Origin of the sequence: Sulfitobacter indolifex, from assembly GCF_022788655.1 — a bacterium.
GTDB lineage: Bacteria > Pseudomonadota > Alphaproteobacteria > Rhodobacterales > Rhodobacteraceae > Sulfitobacter > Sulfitobacter indolifex.
On record NZ_CP084951.1, the window covers coordinates 2290421 to 2308912 of the forward strand.

Annotated in this window: 15 protein-coding genes, 3 tRNA genes, 2 rRNA genes and 1 pseudogene; 1 reads left to right on the top strand and 20 read right to left on the bottom strand. The window is 55.4% G+C overall.

The annotated features are described in order from the left end of the window. Nucleotides 1–107: 107 nt before the first annotated feature. From DSM14862_RS11165 to DSM14862_RS11190, 6 genes are all read right to left on the bottom strand, one after another. A 23S ribosomal RNA gene (locus DSM14862_RS11165) occupies nt 108–2941 on the bottom strand. 389 nt (nt 2942–3330) lie between these two features. Then, entirely contained in the window at nt 3331–4200 is an 870-nt protein-coding gene (locus tag DSM14862_RS11170; protein ID WP_007120517.1) for a glycosyltransferase family 2 protein, read from the bottom strand. 44 nt (nt 4201–4244) lie between these two features. Next, nucleotides 4245–4320, bottom strand: a tRNA-Ala gene (locus tag DSM14862_RS11175). 26 nt (nt 4321–4346) lie between these two features. After that, nucleotides 4347–4423: transfer RNA gene (locus DSM14862_RS11180), tRNA-Ile, on the bottom strand. 136 nt (nt 4424–4559) lie between these two features. Further along, nucleotides 4560–6023 (bottom strand): 16S ribosomal RNA (locus DSM14862_RS11185). The 16S and 23S rRNA genes sit together here with 2 tRNA genes alongside, the layout of an rRNA operon. Nucleotides 6024–6694: 671 nt before the next feature. After that, nucleotides 6695–7573, bottom strand: coding sequence for a mechanosensitive ion channel family protein (locus tag DSM14862_RS11190; protein WP_113075738.1), 879 nt, complete (start codon nt 7571–7573; stop codon nt 6695–6697). A 169-nt stretch (nt 7574–7742) separates the two neighbouring features. Between DSM14862_RS11190 and DSM14862_RS11195 the strand changes: the two genes are divergently transcribed. Beyond that, entirely contained in the window at nt 7743–7901 is a 159-nt protein-coding gene (locus DSM14862_RS11195; protein WP_007120519.1) for a YqaE/Pmp3 family membrane protein, read from the top strand. Nucleotides 7902–7969: 68 nt separating this feature from the next. Here DSM14862_RS11195 and DSM14862_RS11200 read toward each other — a convergent pair whose 3' ends face one another. The 14 genes and pseudogenes from DSM14862_RS11200 to DSM14862_RS11265 form a co-directional block, all read right to left on the bottom strand. After that, nucleotides 7970–8143 (bottom strand): CsbD family protein, encoded by a 174-nt coding sequence (locus DSM14862_RS11200; protein WP_007120520.1) that lies wholly within the window; start codon nt 8141–8143, stop codon nt 7970–7972. A gap of 411 nt (nt 8144–8554) precedes the next feature. Further along, the gene (locus DSM14862_RS11205) at nt 8555–9514 is read right to left on the bottom strand and encodes a 2-hydroxyacid dehydrogenase (protein WP_007120521.1); all 960 of its coding nucleotides are present in this window, start codon (nt 9512–9514) and stop codon (nt 8555–8557) included. A gap of 6 nt (nt 9515–9520) precedes the next feature. Continuing rightward, nucleotides 9521–9682: a hypothetical protein gene (locus tag DSM14862_RS11210; RefSeq protein ID WP_007120522.1), complete on the bottom strand. Its 162-nt coding sequence runs from the start codon at nt 9680–9682 to the stop codon at nt 9521–9523. A 12-nt stretch (nt 9683–9694) separates the two neighbouring features. Next, on the bottom strand, nt 9695–11056 hold the full coding sequence (locus DSM14862_RS11215; protein ID WP_007120523.1) for an amidase: 1362 nt from the start codon (nt 11054–11056) through the stop codon (nt 9695–9697). Beyond that, a complete protein-coding gene (locus DSM14862_RS11220; protein WP_007120524.1) occupies nt 11046–12464 on the bottom strand; it encodes a TRAP transporter large permease in 1419 nt (472 codons plus the stop codon). Before DSM14862_RS11220 ends, DSM14862_RS11215 begins: the two co-directional genes overlap by 11 nt. Beyond that, entirely contained in the window at nt 12461–13045 is a 585-nt protein-coding gene (locus DSM14862_RS11225; protein WP_007120525.1) for a TRAP transporter small permease subunit, read from the bottom strand. Before DSM14862_RS11225 ends, DSM14862_RS11220 begins: the two co-directional genes overlap by 4 nt. 75 nt (nt 13046–13120) lie before the next feature. After that, nucleotides 13121–14251 carry a TRAP transporter substrate-binding protein gene (locus DSM14862_RS11230; protein ID WP_007120526.1) on the bottom strand — a complete coding sequence of 377 codons (1131 nt, stop codon included), beginning with the start codon at nt 14249–14251 and terminating at the stop codon, nt 13121–13123. Between the two features lie 179 nt (nt 14252–14430). Next, nucleotides 14431–14910: pseudogene (locus tag DSM14862_RS11235) on the bottom strand (transposase); the annotation flags it as partial. Between the two features lie 254 nt (nt 14911–15164). After that, nucleotides 15165–15239: transfer RNA gene (locus DSM14862_RS11240), tRNA-Phe, on the bottom strand. Between the two features lie 115 nt (nt 15240–15354). Next, entirely contained in the window at nt 15355–15546 is a 192-nt protein-coding gene (locus DSM14862_RS11245) for a DNA gyrase inhibitor YacG (RefSeq protein ID WP_007120528.1), read from the bottom strand. After that, a complete protein-coding gene (locus DSM14862_RS11250; RefSeq protein WP_007120529.1) occupies nt 15543–16577 on the bottom strand; it encodes a ribonuclease E/G in 1035 nt (344 codons plus the stop codon). The genes DSM14862_RS11245 and DSM14862_RS11250 overlap by 4 nt, the downstream gene beginning before the upstream one ends. After that, a complete protein-coding gene (locus DSM14862_RS11255; RefSeq protein ID WP_007120530.1) occupies nt 16574–17152 on the bottom strand; it encodes a Maf family protein in 579 nt (192 codons plus the stop codon). Before DSM14862_RS11255 ends, DSM14862_RS11250 begins: the two co-directional genes overlap by 4 nt. 89 nt (nt 17153–17241) lie before the next feature. Continuing rightward, the gene (gene infA, locus DSM14862_RS11260; protein ID WP_005978431.1) at nt 17242–17460 is read right to left on the bottom strand and encodes a translation initiation factor IF-1; all 219 of its coding nucleotides are present in this window, start codon (nt 17458–17460) and stop codon (nt 17242–17244) included. 81 nt (nt 17461–17541) lie between these two features. Next, nucleotides 17542–18417 carry a carbon-nitrogen hydrolase family protein gene (locus DSM14862_RS11265; protein ID WP_007120531.1) on the bottom strand — a complete coding sequence of 292 codons (876 nt, stop codon included), beginning with the start codon at nt 18415–18417 and terminating at the stop codon, nt 17542–17544. Nucleotides 18418–18492: the final 75 nt, after the last annotated feature.

Here is an 18492-nt window from a genome sequence, read left to right on the forward strand (position 1 = left end):
CACGCGCTTTGCGCTGAAGCGCAAGGCGTTGTTAATTCCAAGTCATGTACAACTGATTGTATGTGTATGCTTTTGATTGATAAGTTGAAGTCTTGCTTCTACTGGATCAAATCAAGCCTATCGAGCAATTAGTACCAGTCAACTGAACGTGTTACCACGCTTACATCTCTGGCCTATCGACGAGGTGGTCTACCTCGGCTCTCAGGGATACCTTGTTTTGAGGGGGGCTTCCCGCTTAGATGCCTTCAGCGGTTATCCTGTCCGATCATAGCTACCCAGCACTGCTATTGGCATAACAACTGGTCCACCAGTGGATCGTTCACCCCGGTCCTCTCGTACTAGGGGCAACTCCTCTCAAGTATCCTACACCCACGGAAGATAGGGACCGAACTGTCTCACGACGTTCTAAACCCAGCTCACGTACCTCTTTAAACGGCGAACAGCCGTACCCTTGGGACCTGCTCCAGCCCCAGGATGAGATGAGCCGACATCGAGGTGCCAAACACTGCCGTCGATATGGACTCTTGGGCAGTATCAGCCTGTTATCCCCGGCGTACCTTTTATCCGTTGAGCGATGGCCCTCCCACTTGGGACCACCGGATCACTATGGCCGTCTTTCGACTCTGCTCGACTTGTCAGTCTCGCAGTCAGGCTGGCTTCTGCCATTGCACTCAACGAGCGATTTCCGACCGCTCTGAGCCAACCTTCGCGCGCCTCCGTTACGATTTAGGAGGCGACCGCCCCAGTCAAACTACCCGCCACACAGGGTCCCGGAACCGGATAACGGTCCGCGGTTAGACATCAAGCAGAACAAGGGTGGTATCTCAAGGGAGGCTCCACCGAGACTGGCGTCTCGGTTTCAAAGCCCACCACCTATCCTGCACATGTTCGGCCTAATGCCAGTGTGAAGCTGTAGTAAAGGTGCACGGGGTCTTTCCGTCTAACCGCGGGTAACCGGCATCTTGACCGGTAATTCAATTTCGCTGAGTCTATGTTGGAGACAGCGGGGAAGTCGTTACGCCATTCGTGCAGGTCGGAACTTACCCGACAAGGAATTTCGCTACCTTAGGACCGTTATAGTTACGGCCGCCGTTTACCTGGGCTTCAATTCAGAGCTCTCACCCCTCCTTTTAACCTTCAGGCACCGGGCAGGCGTCAGACCCTATACGTCGTCTTACGACTTCGCAGAGCCCTGTGTTTTTAATAAACAGTCGCCACCCCCTGGTTTGTGCCCCCAGCCTCTAGTTGCCTAGAAACCGGGCCTCCTTCTCGCGAACTTACGGAGGTATTTTGCCGAGTTCCTTCAACATAGTTCTCTCAAGCGCCTTGGTATTCTCTACCTATCCACCTGTGTCGGTTTAGGGTACGATCTAGCGATGGAGCTATTTCCAGGGACCTCTAAGCAGCCCATTCAATCCGATAAGGATGAACTACCCTCGAGATCCGTCACTTCCATCTGGCCCAGGAATATTAACCTGGTTCCCATCGACTACGCCTTTCGGCCTCGCCTTAGGGGTCGGCTTACCCTGCTCAGATTAGCTTTAAGCAGGAACCCTTGGATTTTCGGCGAGAGTGTCTCTCACACTCTTTGTCGCTACTCATGTCATCATTCTCACTAGTGATCTCTCCACCGGATCGCTCACGCGCCAGCTTCACAGAAAGCTCCTTGTGTCCAACTCACCCCGAAGGATGATAAGGACACATGGAACTATGTCACACTACGCTCTGCTACCATGCAATAAATGCATCCTCAGCTTCGGCTCATGGCTTGAGCCCCGTTACATCTTCGCCGCAAGACAACTTATTTAGACCAGTGAGCTGTTACGCTATCTTTAAAGGATGGCTGCTTCTAAGCCAACCTCCTGGTTGTTTTGGTCGTCTCACCTGCTTTCCCACTTAGCCATGAATTAGGGGCCTTAGCTGGAGGTTAGGGTTGTTTCCCTCTTCACGACGGACGTTAGCATTCGCCGTGTGTCTGCCGACTAGTACTCACCGGTATTCGGAGTTTGGTTAGGATCAGTAAGCCTGTGGGGCCCCATTACCCATCCAGTGCTCTACCCCCGGTGGTATTCGGTCGACGCTCTACCTAAATAGATTTCGCAGAGAACCAGCTATCTCCGAGTTTGATTGGCCTTTCACCCCTAGGCACAGCTCATCCCGATCTTTTTCAACAGATGTGGGTTCGGTCCTCCAATAAGTGTTACCTTATCTTCAACCTGGCCATGCCTAGATCACTCGGTTTCGGGTCTGATCCCACGAACTCAACGCCCTATTAAGACTCGCTTTCGCTACGCCTACACCTAACGGCTTAAGCTTGCTCGTGAGACCAAGTCGATGACCCATTATACAAAAGGTACGCTGTCAGGACGCAAGGTCCCTCCAACTGATTGTAGGCGTTCGGTTTCAGGTACTGTTTCACTCCCCTCGTCGGGGTGCTTTTCACCTTTCCCTCACGGTACTGGTTCACTATCGGTCAGTAAGGAGTACTTAGCCTTCGAAGGTGGTCCTCCGATCTTCAGACAGAATTTCACGTGTTCCGCCCTACTTAATACGTCCAATCATGCTTCTTATACGGGACTATCACCCACTCTGGTTGCGCATTCCAACGCATTCTAACCACACTCATGGCTCGGCTGGTCCCCGTTCGCTCGCCGCTACTAGGGGAGTATCATATTGATTTCCTTTCCTCCGGGTACTTAGATGTTTCAGTTCCCCGGGTTTGCCTTTTTAAGCCTATATATTCAGCCTAAAAATACCTGGTTTACCAAGTTATTAGCTGATCCGAAGATCAGTAATAACAAAGTATCAGGTGGGTTGCCCCATTCAGAAATCCATGGATCAAAGCTTATTCTCAGCTCCCCATGGCTTATCGCAGAGTATCACGTCTTTCATCGCCTCTTACTGCCAAGGCATTCACCAAACGCCCTTTTCGCGCTTGATTTGATCCAGAAAAAGCAAGACTTAGCGTCTCGCGCGAAGATCAGAAGCTGGTAAGAAACTGATCCTCTTATCCTGTATCAAAAGCATACTTTTACCCGCCCAGACTAGCGTCTGGACAAATGAGCGATGCAGATAGCGAACCGTCCGTGCAGGAGGCCCGCGTCATCGCTCTGGTTAGTGTACTTGACTTGGACAACATATTCGTTTCAGTCGCGATATGCCTGATAGGCCGAGGAAACAGCCATTCAAACACCGGCCCCGAAGGGCAGCAACCGAGATCATCCCCTAACGCGGGGCGATCAAACATGTTGTTAGTATCTCTCTTTACGATGTCAATTCGTCCAGATTGGACGAGCAAAAGCGCCGTAGCGCTCTTGCTGATCTAATCTATCAGCAGTCTTTAAACCAGTCTGGCAGTTGTGTCCGGTACTCAAAGTTAACCGACTTTGCTCGGAGCACATTCAACTTTGCATCCCGTATCGGACTGCGGTTGATGGTGCGGTAGGCTTTCGTCCGCGCCCGCTTCCATTCGAGGTCAGGCAAGGTTGCCATCCGTTCGTAGAAGCGCTCTGCATCTATTGTCGCTTTTGCCCAAATGTTACCAGGCAGACCTTTGACTGTGCCGCTGGCGATTTCGGTGCGGTGTTGGTTCGCCTCAGTCAAAGCCGCGGTATTCGCGTATTTAAGGTGAACCATGTAGACGCCTTTCGGCAAAGTGAATGCAGCATCTGCCAAATGTTCGGCAGCAACTTCAACTCCGTGGCGTACAAGATGTGCGCCGCGTCTTACCGCCCAAGCTTTGCTATAGTGTCCAGAGAAAACTGCATGCCGCCTATGGGCAAACACATTTGTGTTCTCGGACAGCTCTGCGTCCTCAATGCCCTCAAACAAATTCAGGCCAAGGGCGAACAGCGTGTCAGCCTTACGCTGAGCTGTGAACAAGGCTTCAAAATCCACAAAGCGTTCAGGATCAATGCAGATTAACTCATCCGCATCTGTGCGAATAACCCAATCATACAAAGCGCCAAGTCCGTCCTGCAATCCATTGAGCAAATGCCCACGAATGCGATCAAAACCAGACAGATCATCCCGAGGAACCGTGATCACATTTGCCCGAGGGCATAATTCAGCAATCTTTGTATCATGACCGTGGGCGACGATATAAAGATGTTCCGAACCAAGGTGCCGTGAATAATGCGCGTACCATTGTGATAACGCCCAGTAGTCTCGGTAAACCATTGTGATCGCACAAATCTTCATGCTTTCTTCTAAGCCTTTCGAAGTAGAAGAAACAAGATAATTTATGGTGGAGCCTAGGAGGATCGAACTCCTGACCTCCTGAATGCAAATCAGGCGCTCTCCCAGCTGAGCTAAGGCCCCAAAAGGGTTCTGCACTGCAGATGCGATGGTGGGTCGAGGAGGACTTGAACCTCCGACCTCACGCTTATCAGGCGTGCGCTCTAACCACCTGAGCTACCGACCCATACGGGCGGTAGCCCGTGTTCTATTTTCTGAAGAGATATGAGGACGGCTCGGTTCTAAATATGGCCGGCTTTGTATGCCGACCTGCTAAGTGTTCCATGAGATGAGCAAGCTCATCTGGCTAGGAACATCCTTAGAAAGGAGGTGATCCAGCCGCAGGTTCCCCTACGGCTACCTTGTTACGACTTCACCCCAGTCGCTGATCCTACCGTGGTCCGCTGCCTCCCCGAAGGGTTGGCGCACGGCCGTCGGGTAGAACCAACTCCCATGGTGTGACGGGCGGTGTGTACAAGGCCCGGGAACGTATTCACCGTGGCATGCTGTTCCACGATTACTAGCGATTCCGACTTCATGGGGTCGAGTTGCAGACCCCAATCCGAACTGAGACAGCTTTTGGGGATTAACCCATTGTCACTGCCATTGTAGCACGTGTGTAGCCCAACCCGTAAGGGCCATGAGGACTTGACGTCATCCACACCTTCCTCCCGCTTATCACGGGCAGTTTCCTTAGAGTGCCCAGCCGAACTGCTGGCAACTAAGGATGTGGGTTGCGCTCGTTGCCGGACTTAACCGAACATCTCACGACACGAGCTGACGACAGCCATGCAGCACCTGTCACTGCGTCACCGAAGTGAACGCCCGATCTCTCGGGTTAGCACAGGATGTCAAGGGTTGGTAAGGTTCTGCGCGTTGCTTCGAATTAAACCACATGCTCCACCGCTTGTGCGGGCCCCCGTCAATTCCTTTGAGTTTTAATCTTGCGACCGTACTCCCCAGGCGGAATGCTTAATCCGTTAGGTGTGTCACCGAACAGTATACTGCCCGACGACTGGCATTCATCGTTTACGGTGTGGACTACCAGGGTATCTAATCCTGTTTGCTCCCCACACTTTCGTACCTCAGCGTCAGTATCGAGCCAGTGAGCCGCCTTCGCCACTGGTGTTCCTCCAAATATCTACGAATTTCACCTCTACACTTGGAATTCCACTCACCTCTCTCGAACTCAAGACCAGGAGTTTAAGAGGCAGTTCCAGGGTTGAGCCCTGGGATTTCACCCCTTACTTTCTGATCCGCCTACGTACGCTTTACGCCCAGTAATTCCGAACAACGCTAACCCCCTCCGTATTACCGCGGCTGCTGGCACGGAGTTAGCCGGGGTTTCTTTACCAGGTACTGTCATTATCATCCCTGGCGAAAGTGCTTTACGATCCTAAGACCTTCATCACACACGCGGCATGGCTAGATCAGGCTTGCGCCCATTGTCTAAGATTCCCCACTGCTGCCTCCCGTAGGAGTCTGGGCCGTGTCTCAGTCCCAGTGTTGCTGATCATCCTCTAAAACCAGCTATAGATCGTAGACTTGGTAGGCCATTACCCCACCAACTATCTAATCTAACGCGGGCCGATCCTTCTCCGATAAATCTTTCCCCCGAAGGGCGTATGCGGTATTACTCACCGTTTCCAGTGGCTATTCCGCAGAGAAGGGTACGTTCCCACGCGTTACTAACCCGTCCGCCGCTAGACCCGAAGGTCTCGCTCGACTTGCATGTGTTAGGCCTGCCGCCAGCGTTCGTTCTGAGCCAGGATCAAACTCTCAAGTTGAAATGATCTTGCGATCATATCCTTGACGTCGAACCTCTGCACATCGACCTGTATCCCTTACTGAAAGATACAAGCCATTCTCTGTTTGTTGTGCTTGAGACTACAAAGTAGTCGAAAGCCGTCCAAACAGTGAAGCTGACACTCTATCATCGGGCCTAAACCCTAAGAGCGCGATATACAGACGTTGATCCATCGAATGAACCAAACCGCCCACATATCTCTTCAGATATCAAATTTTCAAACAGCGTTGAGACAAAAGAAACTGAGATGCGCCCTATCTTCTTGGCGCGCCCCGCCTCTAGTACCTCGAATTTTCCCGCTTTACCGAACCAAACCTCCGCGTTTCCGCTTCCGTCCGCCCCGTCTGGCGCCCCGTTGGTGCATCTCTGCGCCGCCGGTATGGGGGGTTCTAAGGTTAGTGGCACAGACCCGCAAGCAGAAATTTGAGAAAAGGCGATATTTCTGGGAACTTATCCGTAACTCACTGTTTATAAACGTAATTTGCGTTTTCCAGAAGCTTTCGTTAGGCCCCTGCCCCCGCTGTATCGCTATAAGAAGGCATCGAATGGGGGTGAATCAGCCGCGATTCCGGCGATGCCTGACTGAATCGCGGCGAACTAGATCGGATAGTCACGATTGCTTCGCTGCCCCTGCCCTGCACTATATAGATATTAGTCTTCGCCATCCTCTTTGCGTGGACGGGTCAGCGGCAAAGGCTCTTTGAAAGTAAGCGTACGGTAAGGGAATGGGATTTCCAGCCCGGCGTCGTCCAACCCTCGTTTCACAGCCGTTACCACTTCGTCCTTTGATCGCCGTTGCTCGACGGGGGTCGAACCCGTCCACCAGGTCACTTCAAAGTTTATGGATGATGCCGCGAACTCTTGAGCGAAGATTTGGATCGGATGGTCGCCTTGCTCAACCGTCTCACAGCTTTCTACGGCTTTGGTGATAACGCTACGGGCCTCATCGACATCCACATCATAGGCCACACCACAGATAATTGTTTGGCGACGGTGATCTTGGTCAGTTCTTACATAGACCGGGTTCTTAAAAAGCATCGCGTTGGGTACGATCACCAGCTGTCCGTCTGTCTGACGGATGTGGCTTTCGCGGATGGCGATATGGGCCACCTTCCCCTCGATCCCCTCACATTCGATATGATCCCCCATACGCATCTCGCGACGAAAGAGAATGATGATGCCTGCAAGGAAGTTCTCAAAGACATCTTTGAACGCGAAACCAATGGCGACCGAGCCGATGCCAAGCCCAGCAAGAATGCTTGCTGGTGTCAGACCAGGGAAGACGATCACTGCTGCAATCATAATCCCGAACACCCAGATCAAAATCGAGGTCAGAAGAATGAACAGGTCTTGCAGACTGCGGCGCAGCTTGGTCCGGGACAGCGCCCTATTCACCAGCGACCGCCCAAGCGCCGCAAGGGCCCAAGTTAAGACCAGAACCACGACGGCTACGGCGATCTGCGGCAAAAGCGCAATCGTGTCCCGCGCCATCTCAGTCACTTGGCGCCACATGATCCTAACTGGCTCCATCTCGTCCCTCCTCCGGCTTTTTATACAGCCTGCAACAATTCCCGCGCTGCGGCGAATGTTTTATGCCACCCGCCCAATAACGCCCGACTGGCCAGAGCCGGGGCGCGGGCTAGCTCCCAGTAGAGATTAATTTTTGAGGAAAGGACCCCGGCCGAGCTGGGGTAACGCTATGGATATCATCCGCATCATCGTCGCGATCCTATTGCCCCCGCTTGGGGTGTTCCTGCAGGAAGGCCTGGGGAAACATTTCTGGATCAACATTCTACTGACGCTTCTAGGCTATCTGCCCGGTATCGTTCATGCGCTCTATATCATTATAAAGAGATAGCAGCGGGTCTACACCCACCTAAGCGAGCAAAAAGCGCGTCTCTGAAAATCAGAGACGCGCTTTTGTGATCAATCGGACAGTTTGTCCTTCGCATCGCCAGCACCTTTTTGCACTTTACCCTCGACCTGATCGGCCTGGCCTTCGCGCTTGAGGTCTTCGTTGTTCGCGGCATCGCCAGCTTCTTCTTTCAGCTTGCCGCCGATGTCTTTTGCTTTGCCTTTAGCTTGGTCTTCATTCGCCATGGTTGTTCTCCTCTATCAATGTAGAAGAGCAACGTCGGAAAGCAGGATGGGGTTCCGCAATGTCGGGCTGAGTGCACATGAAAAAATGTTAAGATAGCGCAGGCGATGTATTCGAGATGAGACTCTTGCAGGTTATGTAGAGATGGCTGATGCCGAAGTGCCTCAAACACCTATCAAAGGGGTGGCAAGCTACTCGAAGCTTCTCTCAGTCGTACATCTCTCCAAATATGCGCTCTATGACACCAGAGTTGCAGTTGCTGAACCGGTCAGGCCGCTTGAGGCGCAGCCTACTTCCATCTAAGTCGTGATTTTGTAGATCGGAGGTGTCGGTTTCTCATGCAATCCAGCTACCACGCTGGAATCACGACATGATTCCCTTAAAAGATTTGTACAACAGAGCCTTTTGCAGTTCTAAAGCCTGTCAGGGGGCGTTTCGCCTCGGAAGAAGGCGTCGAGGTTATCGAGCGCCTTGAACCCCATCGCGTCACGGGTTTTAACAGTGGCGCTGCCAACATGGGGCATCATCACGATGTTCTCATGCACCGCGAAAGCTGGGTTGCCGCCTGGTTCAGCTACAAAGCAATCGAGCCCGGCGGCACCGATGTGGCCGCTTTCTATTGCAGCGATAAGCGCGCTTTCATTAATCAGGTTGCCACGTGCGGTGTTTACGATGACCGCGCCCTTGGGCAGGCGAGCAAGCCGCTCTGCATTCATCAGGTTAACGGTTTGTGGAGTGGCGGGGCAGTGCAGCGACAGGAAATCAGAAGCTGCCAGCAAGCTGTCGAGGTCGGCATGGTAGGTCGCGCCGGCCTCTTCATCCGCATCAAGGCGGCTTCGGTTGTGATAGTGGATCTGCATATCAAAGCCTCGGGCCTTTCGGGCAAAGGAGCGGCCGACACCGCCCATCCCGATGATTCCCAGCCGTGCGCCCGTCACTTGCTTTCCGACCAAGAATGCGGGGGACCAGAAATCCCAAGCACCGGAACGCACGATCCGGTCGCCTTCAACCGCATGCCTGGCCGCCGCCAGCATCAACATCATCGCAAGCTCAGCAGTCGCATCCGACAGCACGCCAGGGGTGTTGGTGACCGCAATGCCCTTGGCCCTCAGCGCGTCCAGATCGCAATGATCGACGCCGACAGAATGGTTCGCCACGATTTTGAGCCGCGGGTCCAACTGCCCAACGACATGAGCGCTAAAATATTCGGAATGGCAGGGGATGATCGCGTCGACCTTTGCGCTCATCTCGATGATATCCTCAGCAGTTCCAGGGCGGTCCGCAGGGTCCCATATGACCGAGTAGTCACGCTGCGCACGTTGCAGCGTGGCGTCAGAGAGGGTGCGCGTGATCCAAAGCGTGGGTTTCGTCATGCTATTTCAGTCCCGCTTGTTACGGCTGGATGTGGCGAAATCATAGGCGACGAAGCCAAGCGTGATGAGGATGATAGTCACCAGATCGGGGCTTGGCACGTTGACGGCGAGGATCAGCAGGAACGCTGTGATGGTTAAGAAGGCCAGAAGAGCGAGCAAACGGTTCATATCATATCTTCCTTATTGTTCCGCGCCATCGGCCCAGTTGAAGAGCCATTGGGCAGTCAGCATCAGGCGCGCGTCATTATCGCGGGCGGCGACTAGTTGAACGCCCATTGGTAGCCCTTCTTCCGAGGTGAGCATCGGCAACGTGATGCAAGGGGTCCCACAAAGCGTCCATAACCCGTTAAAGATCGGATCGCCGGTTGTTTCCAACCCATTGGGGGCGGGCCCGGTGGCAGCAGGGCAAAGGATCGCATCGCAGCGCGTCAGCATCTCGTCCAGGGCCGCGTTCAACAGTTTCGGCATGTCGCAGGCCGAAAGATAATCACGCGCCGGGACGGCGTTGCCTTCTGCGATTGCGTCGCGTGTTACTTGACCCAAGCTATCGCCCATGTCGCGGGCATAGGGGTAATAGTGATAGGCCATTTCGGCAAAGTTGATCTTTTTGCGTTGTTCTGCCGCGTCGTTGAAAATCGCAGGCAAAGGCATCTCGAACGCCTGATCGCCAAGAGCGTCGACCAATTCATCGAAGGCACTACGCATCTGCTGATCTGCCGTGTCCCAACCGGGCGGTTTTACGAAACCAAAGACTGGGGCAATGGGTGGCTTGGACAGCGCCGCCGTGTGCAGCGCCGGGGTGGGCTGCAGGGCCGTCGCACTGTCCTCGGGATCGTCACCGAACAGTATCTCGGCCAGCAACGCGGCACCGGCGGGGTCGGAGGCAAATACGCCAACAGTGTCTAGTGTCGGAGATTGCGCAAGAATACCGCGCCGGGGGATTGCGCCGAATGTGGGCTTATAACCCGTGACGCCGCAAAAGGACGCTGGCCTGATAATGGACCCGCCGGTTTGGGTGCCAATGGCAAGCGGTACCATACCGTCAGCGACAGCAGCGGCAGAGCCTTGGGAGGACCCGCCAGGGGTATGTGCCAGATTATGTGGATTTGCCGTCTTGCCGGGATGCATGAAGGCAAGCTCGGTCGTGACCGTCTTGCCCATGATAATAGCGCCTTCCTTCTTGAGCCGCTCCACGACGAACGCATCCCGCAGAGGAATCCGGTCCGCATCACGAACGCAGCCGTTCTCTGTCGGGATTTTCGCCGTATCGATCACGTCCTTCAATGCGACAGGCAGCCCGTGCAAACGTCCAAGCGGGCGACCGCTTCGGCGGTATGCATCGAGGTTGCGTGCCTGCGCACGGGCAAACTCGGGATCGAACCATGCCCACGCGCCGACTTCAGCCTCGCGGGCCTCGATCCGCGCGATGTAGCTGTCTACCAGCGTCAGCGCATCCAGCGCACCGGATGCCAGACGGTCGCGCAGCAGGGTCACACTGGGTGACGCTGCAATGCCTGCGGATTGGGACCTATCAGCGGCCATAGAACAACTCCGGCAGATAGAATACGATCTGTGGGAAAGCATACATCAGAACCATCGATAGGATGACGCAGAACAGGAACGGCATGACGCCGCTGAAGATCTGGGTCAGTCGCAGTTCGGGCGGCGCAATCCCCTTAAGGTAATAGGCCGACATCGCCATCGGCGGGGTTAGAAAGCTGGTCTGCAGGTTCAGGGCAACAAGGATGCCGAAGAACAGCGGGTCAATTCCAAACACCTCAAGCAGCGGCAGAAAAATTGGCACGAAGATGATGATGATCTCGGACCATTCCAGTGGCCAACCCAGCAGGAAGATGATCAGCTGCGCAAGGATCAGGAACTGGATTGGAGTCAGGTTCATGGATTGCACGAACTCGGAAATCACATGCTCTCCGCCAAGGTACGAGAACACGGCCGAGAAGGTGTAGGACCCCACGAACAGCCAGCAGACCATCGCGGTTGTGCGAACGGTTAAATAAACGCTTTCGCGCATCCGCTGCCACGTCATCGCCCGGTAGATGAAGGCAAGGAAGATACCGCCAAGGGCACCGATCGACGCCGCCTCCGAGGGGGTGGCCAGGCCGAACAGGATTGAGCCCAGAACGGCGAAAATCAGGAAGGCAAGCGGCACGAATGACGTGATGATCAACCAAATCAGTTTGCCCATGGGCACATCCGGCACTTCGTCGTCCGTGGGCTTTGGGGCCGCAGAGGGCTGGAGGAGTGAGCGACCAACAATGTAGACAAGATAGAGACCTACCAGCGTCAAGCCGGGAAGCAGCGCCGCTGCGTAAAGCCGCACGATGGAGACGTTGGTCGCCGCCGCATAGACAATGAGCATGATAGAGGGCGGGATCAGGATCCCCAAGGTGCCACCGGCACAGATAATACCAGCCGCAAAGGACGGATCATAACGCGCTTTCAGCATCGCGGGCAGAGCCAACAGGCCCATCAGCGTCACCACCGCGCCAACAATACCTGTGGCCGTGGCGAAAAGCGCACAGGTGATCAGCGCCGCCACACCCATGGAGCCCGGTATGTTCTTGGACGCGATGTTCAGCGTGGTAAACAGACGGTCCACGATGTTGGACCGTTCAACGATATACCCCATGAACAGGAACAACGGGACAGCGGTCAGAACCTCGTTCGACATGACCGTGAAGGTCTGGTTCACGAATAAGTCGAATATTCGGTTATTATAGAACCCTTCGAACCATAAAGACCAACTGTCCCAACTGCTTGCGGTTTCATCCAGCCGGTCAAAGCTGCGCCACATGCGGCCCGCGTCGTAATAGGCGTAGTAGCCAAAGCCGATACCCATTGCCATTAGCGTGAACGCAATGGGAAAGCCGAGGAAAACAAAGATAATGAACAGCCCCAGCATCATCAGGGCAATTTGCGGATCGGTCATGTGATATGGTCTTTCTCGGCCTTGTTGGCAGCGCGCATCAGAAGGTCTTCGGTCTCGAATACGTCCTCATAGGCTTCCAGCCAGTAGTTATTGCGCATAGCAAGGATGCAGCGGCAAACTTGTGCCATCCCCTGAATAAAAAGAAGAATTCCAGCAGCGACGATCACCGCCTTGAACTGATAAATCGGCACGCCCGCCGGACTGTTGACCGACACTTCGCCGTATTGCCAGGACCGCGCGGCATATTTCCAGCCAGACAGGATGAGCGCGGTTACACCGGGAAAAAAGAAGAATATGTAAAGCACGATGTCGATCTTGGCCTGCGTCTTGGGCTGCAATAGCCGGTACAGGAAATCGCCCCGTACGTGACCGCCCCGCGACAGGGTATAGGCTCCGCCCATCATGAACAGAGTGCCGTACATGATAAACGACACGTCCAGCGCCCAGGCAGTGGGGTCGTTCAGCACATAGCGCACGAACACCTCGTAACCTGTGCCCAAAGACATCAACAGGATCAGCCAGGCAAAAGACTTGCCGAACCATGCAGAAAGATTGTCGGCGAACCGAATGAAAGAGACCATGATGCTGGGATACCTCGTGTGGAAACCCCGGCACAACAGGTGCCGGGGCTCGTTCCAATCTACTGCCTTAACGGATCACATCTTGATCTTGCCGGGGAAGTAATGCTCGTACGCGAGGCCGTAGTCGGGCGCGTTCATAAGCTCATAATAAGACACGCGGCTGACCCAGTCGCGCTGGCTGTCGAGTGTCTTTTTCATAAACGGATCGGATTCGAGCTCGGGGATCAGCTCGTCCCATGCTTTTAACTGTGCGTCCAGAATTTCCTTGGACGTCCGGTGTACGGTTACACCCGCTTCGTTCTGCAGGAATTGCAGGTCGGCAGAATAGCGGTCCATCGCCTTGGCGGTGTTGGCCGTGGAAACAGCCTCAACGCCATATTTCAGAATCGCCTGCAGATCGGGATCAAGGTCTTCGAGGAACTGCTTGGAGAACAGGAACTCAAAGCTTTCCGATGCCTGATGGTACGAAGAGAGGTAGTAGTTCTTGGCAACGTCATGCGCGCCAAAGTCCTTGTCCGACGATGGGTTGTTGAATTCAAAAGCGTCGATCACGCCACGTTCCATCGCGGGGACGATTTCGCCGCCGGGAAGCTGAGCAACAGACATGCCCATCTTCTGCAACAAGTCGGCAGCAAGGCCTACTGTGCGGTATTTGAACCCCTGAAGGTCAGCGACTGTGTTGACCTCCTGCTTGAACCAGCCGAAGGGCTGAGCGAACATGGGGAAGCCAAGGTATCCCACGACGTCGAGGCCCATGATGTCCTGTGTTAGCTCGTTATAAAGCTCCTGACCGCCACCCTGATAGAACCACGACAGCATCGTTGTAGCGGAACCGCCGAAAACGGGGCCTGTGCCGAACAGGGATGCGGCCTTGTTCTTGCCGTACCAGTAGACTGGCACGGAGTGGGCCGCGTCAATCAGGCCGTCGTTCACAGCATCCAGCACCTGGAACGCGGCGACAACAGCACCGGCTGGCAGCACGTCGACCTTCATGCGGCCGCCAGACATTTCCTCGACCCGTGTAGCGTAGTCGCGTGCGAAATCCTGCCAAATGTTCGCATCATTCCAAGACGTCTGCATCTTCACGACGATTGGAGCTTGCGCCAGCACGGCTGGTGCGGCGAGCATGCTGCCAGCAGCAGCACCCCCGGCAACGGCGGATTTCGTCAGAAACGAACGCCGGTTGATGGTTCTAGATTCTTTCATTTTTTCTCCTCCCAGAGTCTTCGTTGGTCGATCTTTTTGGTTATTAAAATTACCAATTGACCATATGTTAGATGGTTGGAGCTTCATCGCAAGAAATATCTCAGAGCCGTTTGTGATAGCACACGCATGCAACCCTGGGTGGTCCTTCCGATGCGCGGGAGCAACTCACCGGGATGCTACTCGACCTTGGCGACAACACGGCGAGGCTTGTCCCAAGACACCGCCTGATACTCAAAGTCCTCTTAGATACGCCTCACATCTTTTGGCGGACGACCCACCGGGCGCTTGACCATTTGGGCGGTCCCGCCCTGGAGAACACGATTGGTACGGAGGCGAACGGGCGAAGGTAGCATCGCCCCGGAAGAACCGCATAGGGTGGCGGTTCGCATATCGCGCTATGATAGACTTCAGAACCCCTTTCCATCCATCCGCGCTATGTACATTACCGCGGCGCTGAGCGCAGCGTTCGAGGTGGCCATGTTGGTTGAAGACGAACAGCGGGTGATAACACATATAGCCGAAATGACTGTTCCATGCCGTGCCCTCCTGTGCGCCGTGTGTCTGACAGAACTGTCCACCTCGAGTGTGATATACTTCGGCGGCTTGCGTTCGTGAAAACGGTCGATCCATTGTCCTGACATATCAGCCAGTGTAGTGCGTTTTACAGACGGGTAAGAGAACGTCTTTTCAAAGACTTGCTTACGGGTCTCTATATCGAATTAGCCAGTAAGGACTTCACGCGGTCAACAAGATCGCCAAGCCTCTACGCAACTGCTTAGTCTATAGTATTCGATTTTTGGGAACTTCGGCCAAGATGAGCCCGTGATAGAAGGGTATAGCAGTGTGTAACTAATTGAAGGGCGAGCTCGGAAAATCCAACAAGACAATAAAATAATGTTTTCAATTATTTAAGTGGTGCCCGGGGGCGGAATCGAACCACCGACACGAGGATTTTCAATCCACTGCTCTACCCCTGAGCTACCCGGGCACGGGTTACCTCTTTCGAGGTTGGGTGAGCGGGTTCTAGGACCTGTGGCGCGAGGTGTCCAGCCCCATTTTACCCTGAAACTCACTTCTTTTCCCGAAACGCAATTTATCTCGCGTTAATGGGACCTTGCGGGGCTGTCTTGTGCTGCTTCGACGGCGTCAATGGCCGCTTCAACGTCTTCAGGATCGCGCGAGGGAACGGCATAGCTGCCGTTGAACCAACGTCCCAAATCAATGTCAGCACAGCGGCGCGAGCAGAAGGGGCGGTGCGCTTTGACGGTCTCGGCTTTGCAGATAGGGCAGCTCATTGATCTGCCCCCGCAAGAACCTCCGCCAGCACCGGGCGGGCGCGTTTGCGCTGCAGCTCGTAATGGCCCAGTGGCGTCCAACCGACCAGCGTCGTATCCACCTCATCGGCGCGAAACGCGGCACGCAGGGCACTCTCGAAGATGCGGCGATCTTTTTTGGGCATGGGGGCAAGATCAAGTGTGATCTGCCCGCCCAACCCGCGCAGACGTAGCGCACGTGGCAGCACGCGGGCGCAGGCCATGTTGGCTTTAACCCCTGCGGCGAGAGATGCGTCGCTGCCTGTGTTCACATCCACGGCAACAAGCGCGCGGGTCGGCTCTACGTAGATCGACGCGCCGTTGCCGAGCGGCACCTGAGCCGAGGTCAGCCGGTCGAGCTCCTCCAGAACTCCGTGTTCTGCAAAACTTCCGGCCTCGGTCACGATCTCCGCAGGTGCTACCCAGTCGCGCCATGCCAGCAGATGTGGGCCATCACCTTCGCTCAGCACGTCCATCTCCTGCGCGTCGTCATTGGCCACGGTGTCGGCCAAAGCCATCATATTGGCGATGTCTTCCGCGATGTCATCGGCATCAGCACCCGCGCAAGAAGACCGTAAGATCAGACCCAATTCTGCTCCGCCCGCTGCTTCATGGGCGATTTCGAGCAGCCGGTCGCGCTCTTGCTCGTCCTTAATAGAGCGCGAGATATTCAACCCCGGCGCATCGGGCGTCACGATGGCATAGCGCGATTTGAACAGCAGTTTGTTGGTGACAGGAATCGCTTTGCCCGGTTCAGCATGGCCCGAGACCTGCACGAGGATCGTCTGACCGGGCGCTAGACCTTTGATCTGCCGCAAGAACGCCGCGCCGTCAGGGGTTTTTAGGAACATGCCCCCCTGCCCCTTTACAGGGCGATCCGCAATCGCGCGGTAAACGGTGCCGACACGCGGCGCATCGCTGTCGATTAGAAAATCGTCCAGCTTTCCGTCCACCATGAGCGCGGCAGCTTCATTATCGCCAAGATGGTCGAGAATAATCGTTCGGCCCTTCATGCGGCACCTCCGTCAAATGGGTAGCCTGCCGCTTGCAGCAGGTTCGCAGCCTCGGCCAATGGCAGGCCGACGATTGCAGTGAATGAGCCGCTGATCCATGGGATAAGCGCGCCAGCGGGGCCTTGGATCCCATAGCCACCCGCTTTGCCGCGCCAATCGCCGGTGGCGAGGTAGCGACGGATTTCAGGCTTGGAGAGGGATTTCATCTTTACGATGCTTTGCACATCGCGCTGCCATAGCTTTTCGCCGCGCTTCACCGCCACGGCGGTGATTACTTTGTGCCGACGGCCCGACATCAGACGCAAAAAGGCCTCGGCCTCCGCTTCATCCGTTGGTTTGCCCAAGATACGCCGGCCAATCGCAACGGTAGTGTCCGCGCAAAGCACGATATCATCTGCCTCAGCAGGCACTGCCGCCACTTTTTCGCGCGCCATCCGGGCGCAATAGGGGCGCGGCAGCTCGGCCTTGTGGGGGGTCTCATCAATATCGGGAGCGCGAATCGCATCGGGGGCCACACCGATCTGGGCCAAAAGCTCCAACCGGCGCGGTGATCCTGATCCGAGAATGAACTGCATCTTATGGGCCTCTTTGTCTGAGGCCGGCAGCCCGGTCGGGGCCGCGCACGGCCCCGCCTGCGCCGCGCAACGCGCGAACGCGGTGCCGCTTACTTGAAGCGATAGTTGATCCGACCCTTGGTCAAATCATAGGGTGTCATTTCCACCTGAACTTTGTCGCCAGCCAGAACACGGATGCGGTTTTTCCGCATCTTGCCTGCCGTATGCGCGATGATCTCATGGCCGTTTTCCAGCTCGACCCGAAACGTCGCGTTAGGCAGGAGTTCCTTCACGACACCGGGAAATTCGAGCGTATCTTCCTTGGCCATGGTCTCTCCTTGAGCACAATACCCTCCAATTTGAGGGCGCAGGCTTAAATGGGCGCATTCTTGGGCTTTTTCAAGGGGGATTCAGCGCAAAGCGACGTTTATCGCCGTTCCTTCGCGACCAATCTGGTCTTGCCAGTCCCTTCGGTTGAGCACGATACCGTCTGCGCGCACCTCGGCAACCTGTGCCAAATCGGCGTCTGCAATGGTCCAGCCGGGGGCATTCACCTCGCGCAGGCCCAAAATACCCGTCGGCGGGAAGCCCCGATCGGGCGGGCAAAAAATGCCCCCCGCGCCAAAGGATTGACCCAATGCGTCTGACCAATCCGCCGCGCCGACCACCGAAGACATTGCCGTAATGCACTGATTCTCCAGCGCGCGGGCCATGGAGCCGATGCGCACACGCCAATAGCCTGCCAGTGTTTCTGTCACGCTTGGCACGCAGATCACATCGCAGTCCGCCAGCGCACGACCCAGCAAGGGAAACTCACTATCGTAACAAATCAGGATGCCGATTTTGCCGATCGCCGTCTCGAAAACCTGAAGCGCATTGCCCCCGATCACGCCCCACTCTTCACGTTCAAACCGGGTCATGATCTGCTTGTCCTGCACCCCCACCTGCCCCGAAGGCGTGATTAACCGCGCGCGGTTGACCGGGCGACTGTCAGTAGCCGCGGGGCCGGAGCCTGCAACGATATGCACGTTATGCTCCGCCGCGAGTTTCAAATGCAGCCGGTCCGCCTCATCCAGCTTTTCGGAAACCGAAAAGAGCGACCGCTCCAAATCCCCGGCCACCTCGGCCCCATCAAGCGTGGCCAATTCCATCGCGGCGTATTCGGGGAACACCAATAGGTCCGCTCCCTGCACGGCTGCCTCTGCGACCCAATGGGCCAGCTTGTCTTCGTACTGCGCCCAAGAGGTCAAAATATCGAGCGGATAGGCGGCTGTGGCAATTTTCATTTTGTGCTCCGGGACTGCATTCGGCGCAGTCTGCGCGGCTTTGGCGGGGGCTTCAAGGGGTGGCTAAAGGGATCA